At 62.0% G+C, this 8647-nt stretch carries 8 protein-coding genes; 3 read left to right on the top strand and 5 right to left on the bottom strand.

Translation table 11 applies throughout. From position 1 onward, the window contains the following. Nucleotides 1-167 precede the first annotated feature (167 nt). Nucleotides 168-1013, top strand: a complete 846-nt coding sequence (locus JOZ06_RS01820) for an SIS domain-containing protein (protein WP_366814278.1) — start codon at nt 168-170, stop codon at nt 1011-1013. A gap of 61 nt (nt 1014-1074) precedes the next feature. Here JOZ06_RS01820 and JOZ06_RS01815 read toward each other — a convergent pair whose 3' ends face one another. Continuing rightward, nucleotides 1075-1650 (bottom strand): TetR/AcrR family transcriptional regulator, encoded by a 576-nt coding sequence (locus tag JOZ06_RS01815; protein WP_293228089.1) that lies wholly within the window; start codon nt 1648-1650, stop codon nt 1075-1077. A 129-nt stretch (nt 1651-1779) separates the two neighbouring features. Between JOZ06_RS01815 and JOZ06_RS01810 the strand changes: the two genes are divergently transcribed. After that, nucleotides 1780-2514, top strand: a complete 735-nt coding sequence (locus JOZ06_RS01810; protein WP_293228087.1) for an SDR family oxidoreductase — start codon at nt 1780-1782, stop codon at nt 2512-2514. 174 nt (nt 2515-2688) lie between these two features. Here JOZ06_RS01810 and gap read toward each other — a convergent pair whose 3' ends face one another. Both gap and fba read right to left on the bottom strand, forming a co-directional pair. Beyond that, entirely contained in the window at nt 2689-3690 is a 1002-nt protein-coding gene (gene gap / locus JOZ06_RS01805) for a type I glyceraldehyde-3-phosphate dehydrogenase (protein ID WP_293228085.1), read from the bottom strand. A gap of 87 nt (nt 3691-3777) precedes the next feature. Continuing rightward, on the bottom strand, nt 3778-4842 hold the full coding sequence (fba, locus tag JOZ06_RS01800) for a class II fructose-bisphosphate aldolase (RefSeq protein WP_293228083.1): 1065 nt from the start codon (nt 4840-4842) through the stop codon (nt 3778-3780). A gap of 188 nt (nt 4843-5030) precedes the next feature. Between fba and tpiA the strand changes: the two genes are divergently transcribed. After that, nucleotides 5031-5780 (top strand): triose-phosphate isomerase, encoded by a 750-nt coding sequence (gene tpiA / locus JOZ06_RS01795; RefSeq protein WP_293228082.1) that lies wholly within the window; start codon nt 5031-5033, stop codon nt 5778-5780. A gap of 73 nt (nt 5781-5853) precedes the next feature. On the opposite strand, the gene pyk is transcribed toward tpiA, so the two are convergent. Further along, entirely contained in the window at nt 5854-7269 is a 1416-nt protein-coding gene (pyk, locus tag JOZ06_RS01790) for a pyruvate kinase (protein ID WP_293228081.1), read from the bottom strand. A gap of 46 nt (nt 7270-7315) precedes the next feature. After that, entirely contained in the window at nt 7316-8317 is a 1002-nt protein-coding gene (locus JOZ06_RS01785; protein WP_293228079.1) for a LacI family DNA-binding transcriptional regulator, read from the bottom strand. Nucleotides 8318-8647: the final 330 nt, after the last annotated feature.

Here is an 8647-nt window from a genome sequence, read left to right as displayed (position 1 = left end):
GCTCGACAGCTTCTACGGCCGCGCGTATGTCGAAAGCCATCTGCGCGCCGAAGACAAGCCGGCCGAGAAGGCCAAGGGCGGCAAGAAGGCGTAAGCCGCAGCGTGTGGTAAACAGCTCGCCCAAACGGCCGCCTCGCGCGGCCGTTTGGGCTGCCAAGGGGAATCGGATGATGCTCGATCATATTCGCGCGCAATTGCCCAGGTTATCGGCGGCCGAACGCAAGGTCGCCGAGCTCGTGCTGGCGCAGCCCTATTCCGTGACGCAGGCCGCCGTGGGCGCGATCGCCGCGCACGCGGGCGTCAGCCAGCCCACCGTCATTCGCTTCGCCCGCACGATGCGATGCACCGGCCTGCCGGAGTTCAAGCAAAAACTCGCCAGCAGCCTGATCAACGGCGTGCCCTACGTGCACGCCAAGGTTTGTCCGGCGGACCCCGCGGCGGAAATCGCCCCCAAAGTCATCGACAGCACGGTAGCCGCGCTGATCAAATGCCGCAACGACATCAATGCGGCGCACCTCGAACAGGCGCTGAGCCTGCTGTCGCAAGCACAGCGCATCGAGTTTTACGGTCTGGGCAACTCCGGCATCGTCGCCGCCGACGCCCAGCACAAGTTCTTCCGCTTAGGCATGCCCACGGTGGCTTACGCCGACTCGCACGTGCAAACCATGTCGGCGTCGATGCTGACGCCGGGGTCGGTGGTGGTCGCTCTGTCCCACTCCGGTCGCTCGGTGGAAACGCTGGAGGCGGTCAAGGTGGCGCTCAACGCCGGGGCGAGCGTGGTTGCCATCACGGCGAGCAGCACTCCACTGGCGAACTTGGCCACGGTGGCGCTGACCGCCGACACGCCCGAAGATCCCGAATCCTTCAGCCCGATGGCCTCGCGCATCGTGCACCTGGCGCTGATCGACATCCTGGCGGTCGGCGTCGCGCTGCGGCAAGGCCCACGGCTGATCTCCCGCCTGGAAAAGGCGTCGCAAAGTCTATTGAAGAAACGGCTCTACTGGGAGCCCTAGCCGCCAAGCGGTGACCGCTTGCTTCCCGCCATTCGCATCAAACATCGAGGCGCACACTCCGTTACATTGCCTTCTTGACATCGTTGCTGGGGGGATTTGCCAGGATGGCGCTGGTAATGACGTGAAACAGATGAGCCCCTCGCGGCGCGAATGCGGGTTGGTCGACGAGCCAACCTAGCGCCGACATCAGGGCGAACAGGTCCTCCCCATCCATATCGGCACGCGCCGTCCCGTCGGCCTGCGCACGATGCAGTAGTCGCGCGCCGGCAGAGTGCACCGCCGCGCATGAAGCGTGAAGCGCGGATTCCGGATCCGCGTGGGCGCTCGCCATCAAGGCGACAACGCCACTATAGCTATGCACGAAAGCCACCCCCTCGCGAAACCAGGCCACCAGCGCTTCGTCGGGCGGATTCGACGTTTCCAGTTCGCTTGCCTTCTGTGTCAGCGCGTCCAAATTCGCGCGCAGCAACGCGTCGAACAAGGCTTCTCGGGTTGGGAAATGACGAAGCAGCGTAGCCAAACCAACATCGGCCCGGCGAGCGATATCGCGCATGGATGCATCGACGCCATGCTCGGCGACGACCTCGCGCGCGACCGCAAGCAGATGGCTGTAATTTTTTCTGGCGTCGGCTCGCATAGACTTCCTTGACAAAATGGATCAGTGATCCGTATATTAAAAACACATATGGATCAGTGATCCACATCATATCGCACATTCGAGCAAATGGAAAACGAGGCGTAACCCAACGCCACAAAAGGAGATGTCATGGGAAAACTTGAAGGTAAGGTTGCAGTCATCACGGGTGGCGCCACCGGTATCGGCCGCGCCGCGGCAAAGCGCTTCATCGAGGAGGGCGCCCTGGTCTTCATCTTCGGCCGCCGGCAGGAAGCGCTCGACGCCGCCGTGGCTGACCTCGGGCCCAATGCCCGTGCGGTGAAGGGTTCGGTCTCCAATCTGGCCGACCTCGACAGACTCTACGCGGCGGTGAAGGCCGAACGCGGCGCCCTCGACATCGTCTTCGCCAATGCAGGAGCGGGCAGCCCGCTTCCGCTCGGCGAGATCACCGCCGAACACATTGACGAAATCTTCGATACCAACGTGAAGGGGGTGATCTTCACGATCCAGAAGGCGCTGCCGCTGATGGGCCAGGGCGGATCGATCATTCTGACAGGATCGAGCGCCGGCACCACGGGCGCCCCGGCATTCAGCGCCTATAGCGCGAGCAAGGCGGCCGTGCGCAACCTCGCCCGGACCTGGGCGCAGGACCTGAAGGGCACCGGCATTCGGGTAAACGTGCTGTCCCCTGGACCGACGGCGACCGAACTGGCGAAGGAAGCGCTGGGCGAGGCGGGAATGAAGGTCTTCGCCTCGATGAATCCGCTCCAGCGCCTGGCCGACCCGGCGGAGATCGGGGCGGTGGCGGCCTTTCTCGCGTCGCAAGACAGCAGTTTCATGACCGCCAGCGAGGTCGCAGCCGACGGCGGCCTCGCGCAAATCTGACGCGCCATTGCCAAAACGCTTGCCCGCAACGACATCGAGGCTGCCGTTGCAACCACGCGCGATCCAGCAAGCTTTGCATCCGATGCTGCCGCCATCGGAAATCGGAAAAGCCGTTCACTTTCGCAAGTGAACGGCTTTAGGGCCTGTCTGCAAACTATTTGCGGCTGCGGCCGATTACTTCCCGGCGGCGACGCGGACCATTTCCAACACCTTGTTGGAGTAGCCCATTTCGTTGTCGTACCAAGCAACCAGCTTGACGAAAGTGCCGTCCAGCGCCAGACCGGCATCGGCATCAAACACCGAGGTGCACACTTCGCCACGGAAGTCGGTCGAGACCACCTTGTCGGTGGTGTAACCCAGCACACCCTTCATCGGGCCTTCGGAAGCGGCCTTGACGGCTGCGCAGATTTCTTCGTAAGTCGCCGATTTTTCCAGCTCGACGGTCAGGTCGACCACCGAAACGTCGGAGGTCGGCACGCGGAAGGCCATGCCGGTCAGCTTCTTGTTCAGTTCCGGAATCACCTTGCCCACGGCCTTGGCCGCGCCGGTGGACGACGGAATGATGTTTTCCAGAATGCCGCGGCCGCCGCGCCAGTCTTTGTTGGACGGGCCGTCAACGGTCTTCTGGGTAGCGGTGGCGGCATGCACGGTGGTCATCAGGCCACGCTTGATGCCGAAGGTGTCGTTGATGACCTTGGCCAGCGGCGCCAGGCAGTTGGTGGTGCAGGAAGCGTTGGAAATGATGTCTTCGCCGGCGTACTTCTTATGGTTCACACCATAGACGAACATCGGGGTGTCATCCTTGGACGGCGCGCTCAGAACCACTTTCTTGGCGCCCGCGGCCAGGTGAGCCGACGCGGTTTCCTTGGTCAGGAACAGGCCGGTCGATTCGACGACGACGTCCGCGCCGATTTCGTCCCACTTCAGTTCCGCCGGATTCTTCACCGCCGTCAGACGGATCTTCTTGCCGTTGACGATCAGCGTGTTGCCGTCAACGGACACTTCGCCCTTGAAGCGGCCATGTACGGAGTCATGCTTCAGCATGTAAGCCAGATAATCCGGCTCCAGCAAATCGTTGATACCGACGATTTCGATATCGGCGAAGTTCTGAACCGCGGCACGGAACACCATCCGGCCGATACGGCCAAAACCATTGATGCCAACTTTGATAGTCATTTTCTTTCACTCCGTTCATTCTAAAAATGTAGTTTTGCTACACTATTGTGCTCGAAATGCAATCACATTTACATGACATTTCGCAGCTTAGTTGACGATTGCCGCCAATTCCCCCTTGGAATAACGGCCTGCCATGGCTTCCAAGCCGACCGGCTTGATCTTGTCCGCCTGCCCCGCCGCGCCAAAAGCCTCATAGCGCGCAATGCAGACGTCGCGCATCGATTGCACCGTTTCGGCCAGGTATTTGCGCGGGTCGAATTCCGCGCGGCGTGTTGCCAGAAAGCGACGCAGGGTGCCGGTGCAGGCCAACCGCAGGTCGGTGTCGATATTCACCTTGCGCACGCCGTGTTTAATTCCCTCGACGATCTCCTCGACCGGCACGCCGTAGGTTTCGGGGATCTCGCCACCATACTGATTGATGATCGCCAGCCAATCCTGGGGCACGGACGACGAACCGTGCATCACCAGATGGGTATTCGGGATACGCGCATGAATTTCCTTGATGCGGTCGATGCGCAACACGTCCCCGGTCGGCTTGCTGCTGAACTTATAGGCGCCGTGGCTGGTGCCGATGGCGATGGCCAACGCGTCCACGCCGGTGTCGCGCACAAAGCGCGCCGCTTCTTCCGGATCGGTCAGCATCTGACTGTGATCGAGCGTTCCCTCCGCGCCCACACCATCCTCCTCGCCCGCCTTGCCGGTGGCCAACGACCCCAGACAGCCGATTTCGCCCTCGACCGACACGCCGCAAGCGTGGGCGAAACGCACCACGGTGCGGGTGACGTCAACGTTGTAATCATAGTCCGACGGCGTCTTGCCATCACCCTTCAATGAGCCATCCATCATCACCGAGCTAAAGCCCAGCTGAATCGAACGTTGGCAGATATCCGGCGTCGTCGCATGGTCTTGGTGCATCACCACGGGGATATGCGGGAACTCCTCGACCGCCGCCAGCATCAGGTGGCGCAAAAACGGCGCGCCGGCATATTTTCGCGCCCCGGCGGAGGCTTGCACGATGACCGGCGCGTTGACCGCATCCGCCGCTTCCATGATCGCGCGCATCTGCTCAAGGTTGTTGACGTTAAAGGCTGGCAAGCCATAGCCGAATTCGGCCGCATGATCCAGCAGCTGACGCAATGAAACGAGTGCCATGCATTTCTCCCCGCATGAAAAAATTGACATCTGATGTGTAAACGTTTTCAATAATAGCAGATCATCAGATTTATTCAATAGACAGATATGTCTTGATATACAAGCAACAAAAAACTGTAAGCGTTTCCAACAAAACCGAAAGAAACGCCAACGCCCCCCCACAGATTCAACACATGGAGAGTGACGCAATGCCTGCAAAACTGGTCATGGGCAACTGGAAGATGAACGGCAGCCTGGATTCCAACCGGAAACTGATCAAGGCCATGCTGGAAGATGCGCGCATCAATCGCGACGGTGTCGCCATCGCCGCGCCGCACGCTTATCTGATGCAGCTGTCGGACTTACTGGAATCGAGCCCCATTGCGATGGCCGCGCAGGATATGAGCCAGTTCGGCCTGGCCGGCGCCTATACCGGCGAGGTCTCGGCCGGCATGCTGCACGACATCGGTTGCCGCTATGCGCTGATCGGCCATTCCGAGCGGCGCCAATATCTAGCGGAAACCACCGCGGTATTGAATCAAAAACTGATCAACGCGCTCGAAGCCGGCATCACGCCGGTATTGTGTGTCGGTGAAACATTGCTACAGCGCGAGGCGGGCGACCATGCGGCTGTCATCCGCAGCCAGCTCGACATCCTCGCCGCGCTCAATCCCGCCCGTGTCATCGTCGCCTACGAGCCGGTCTGGGCCATCGGCACCGGCAAGGTCGCCACGTTGGATCAGATTCGCGAGATGCACGCCTGCATCAAGCAACACAGCCGGCAAACCCATGGCGGCGCCGAAGCCGTGCGCGTGCTCTATGGCGGCAGCGTCAAGGCCGACAACGCCGACGCGATCCTGGCGATCGACAACGTCGATGGCGCGCTAGTCGGCGGCGCCTCCTTGGATGTCGAGTCGTTCGGCGTCATCTGCCAGGCCTGTCTGGCCACTTGCGCCTGACGTCCCACGTGTAGCGTACGTTCGCGAAGCAACGCACGAAGCCGGCCCCGGCCCTGAGCCGGGGCCGGGGCCATCAAGCCCGGGCGATGCGCAGGATGTTGGTCGCCCCCGGCGTGCCGAACGGCAAGCCCGCCGAAATCACCAACGTGTCGCCCGCTTGGGCAAACCCTTCTTTCAATGCGGTACGACAGGCGTAATCCGTCATTTCATTGACGTCCGCCACTTCGTGGATCAGCACGGCATGCATGCCCCACACCAGTGTCAGCCGTCGCGCGGTCGTCAGGCGCGGCGTCATGCCGATGATGGGCGCCAGCGGACGCTCGCGCGCCATGTGCAATGCCGAGCCGCCGGTGGTGGAGTACGCCACGGTGGCCGCCGCCCGCATGATGCCGGCCACGTTGCGCATCGCGCAGCCAATGGCATCGGCCTCGCTGCTTTGCACCTGCGAGCGCGAGGCGTCGATCGCTTCGCGGTAGTACGGATCGGACTCGGTCTGGCAAATGATGCGGTCCATGATCTGCACCGCTTCGGTCGGATAGTGCCCCGAGGCGGATTCCGCCGACAACATCACCGCGTCGGCGCCGTCATAGATCGCGGTGGCGACGTCCGACGCCTCCGCCCGGGTCGGCACCGGCGCGGCCACCATCGAATCCAACATTTGCGTGGCAACGATCACCGGGCGTCCCTGGCGGCGGCACTGACGCACGATGCGCTTTTGAATCGACGGCACCTGTTCGGCCGGCATTTCCACCCCCAGGTCGCCGCGCGCCACCATGATCGCGTCGGCCGCCTCGACGATGGCGTCGAGATGGGCGATGGCCGACGGTTTCTCCAGCTTGGCGATCACGCCGGCGCGGCCGGCGACGATGGCCTTGACCTCCTCGATGTCCTCCGGGCGCTGCACGAACGACAACGCGACCCAATCGACATTGAGCTTGAGACCGAACTCCAGATCCGCCAGGTCCTTGGCGGTCAACGCCGACAAAGGCAACACCACGTCCGGCACGTTGACCCCCTTGCGGTCCGACAGCGTGCCGCCGGTCACCACCCGCGTCGTGGCGCTCTTGTCATCGCAGCGTTCGACACGCAGACGGATGCGGCCATCGTCCAGCAACAGATCGCACCCCACCTTCAACGCGGCGAAAATCTCGGGATGCGGCAGCGAAACACGCGTCGCGTCGCCCGCGTCCTCGCGCAGCAAATCCAGCTCGAACACCTGGCCGGCATCGAGATGGATCGATCCGTCGGCAAAGGTGCCAATGCGCAGCTTCGGCCCCTGCAAATCGAGCAGAATGCCGATCGGCCGGCCACTGTCGCGCTCCAGATCACGCAGAATCTGCGCCCGCGCCTTGTGATCGTCATGGGTGCCATGGCTGAAATTCAGGCGGAACACATCCACCCCTGCCTGAAACAGCGCCTCGATACTGGCCCGGTCGGGCGTGGCGGGCCCCAGCGTGGCGACGATCTTGGCTTTGCGATTTCGATGCATGTTTTGTCTTTCCTCTGTATTGATGAATGTACTTCGTCGGCACGAATCAGGACGGCGCGGCGGCGCCCCGGCCGGATGTCGAGGCGCGCTCAAGCAGGGCGCCGTTCAATACCACCTTGCGCTTGGCCAGGCTGGGGTTTTCCAACCGCGACAGCAGCATTTCCATGGCCACGACGCCAATGTCGTATACCGGCTGTTCGATCACGGTCAGGCCGTGCCCGACGAGCCCCGTCCAGACGTCGTTGTCGAATCCCGCCAACGCCATGTCGCCGGGTATCGATAGACCGGCCTCGGTCAACGCGTGCACGGCGCCCAGCAACAACAGGCCATTGCTGACGACCAGCGCGTCAGGCCAGTCCGGCTCGGCAAGCCATGCGCGCACCGCGGTCGACGCCGCCTCGGTGGACGGCGCGACAAACCGCACCGAGGAAGGCAAGCCATGCTGGGCCAGCGCGGCCTCATAGCCCGCCCGCCGCGCGGCGCCGGTCGTACTGACATTGCCGAACAGACCGCCGATCTTGCGATAGCCGCGGGCGATCAAGTGCTCGACCAGCAAGCGTCCAGCCTGCGGGTTGTCCAGCACGACCGCGTCGGTGAGACCCGGCGGCCCCTCCCGGTCGATCATCACCACCGGAAACTCGAAACGCTCCGGCCGAAACCGGCCCGCCGTCACGCTGGTGGGCGAAAAGATGACGCCGCTGACGCGTTCTTCCTGCATCAGCCGCAAATACATGGCTTCCTTGTCGGGGTCTTCATCGGCGTTGCACAGAATCACCCGCATGCCGGCCCGGTAGGCCGCGTCCTCCACCGCCCGGCTGACGGCGGTAAAGAAGGGGTTGCGCACATCCGACACGATCAGCCCCACCGTCTGGCTCAGCTGGGAACGCAGCCGACGCGCCGACAAGTTCGGCCGGTAGCCAAGCTGCGCCACCGCCTCCTCGACCCGCGTCTTCAACGCCGCGCTGACGGAGCCATTGCTGAGCACGCGTGACACCGTTGCCACCGACACCCCAGCCAGTTCAGCGACATCCTTGATTTTCACACTCATCCGATAGGTCTCTTTGTCACAGCGTTAACGCCGATAGCGAAACGGTCCAGGGGGTCCATGCGTTAAAACCATACGGCACAACGCATGTAATCGATACCAATATTAGCACAATTTAAAATCAAACAATTGCCTATAAACAATGTTATAAACGAATGTAAACGTTACCAAACAACATCAATATCTACTAACCGCCAGGCAAAAAAAAGCTGCCGTTCACCTCAGGCAAACGGCAGTCAACGAGGAAAAACGCTCTCACACGACATGGAACACCCATACACCGAGACGGCCTTCATCGAGCAGCCCCTAGCGGGCCGCCTGAACGGAAAAGCC

Origin of the sequence: Paludibacterium sp. (assembly GCF_019232825.1) — a bacterium.
In the GTDB taxonomy this organism is placed as follows: domain Bacteria; phylum Pseudomonadota; class Gammaproteobacteria; order Burkholderiales; family Chromobacteriaceae; genus Paludibacterium.
This window is presented reverse-complemented; position numbering and strand designations above follow the sequence as displayed.

What these genes read in the sequence shown, in the direction of transcription:
- JOZ06_RS01810 (WP_293228087.1), top strand. Translation starts at nt 1,780, where the DNA reads ATGGGAAAACTTGAAGGTAAGGTTGCAGTCATCACGGGTGGCGCCACC.
- JOZ06_RS01820 (WP_366814278.1), top strand. Translation starts at nt 168, where the DNA reads ATGATGCTCGATCATATTCGCGCGCAATTGCCCAGGTTATCGGCGGCC.
- JOZ06_RS01815 (WP_293228089.1), bottom strand. Translation starts at nt 1,650, where the DNA reads ATGCGAGCCGACGCCAGAAAAAATTACAGCCATCTGCTTGCGGTCGCG.
- tpiA (WP_293228082.1), top strand. Translation starts at nt 5,031, where the DNA reads ATGCCTGCAAAACTGGTCATGGGCAACTGGAAGATGAACGGCAGCCTG.
- gap (WP_293228085.1), bottom strand. Translation starts at nt 3,690, where the DNA reads ATGACTATCAAAGTTGGCATCAATGGTTTTGGCCGTATCGGCCGGATG.
- JOZ06_RS01785 (WP_293228079.1), bottom strand. Translation starts at nt 8,317, where the DNA reads ATGAGTGTGAAAATCAAGGATGTCGCTGAACTGGCTGGGGTGTCGGTG.
- pyk (WP_293228081.1), bottom strand. Translation starts at nt 7,269, where the DNA reads ATGCATCGAAATCGCAAAGCCAAGATCGTCGCCACGCTGGGGCCCGCC.
- fba (WP_293228083.1), bottom strand. Translation starts at nt 4,842, where the DNA reads ATGGCACTCGTTTCATTGCGTCAGCTGCTGGATCATGCGGCCGAATTC.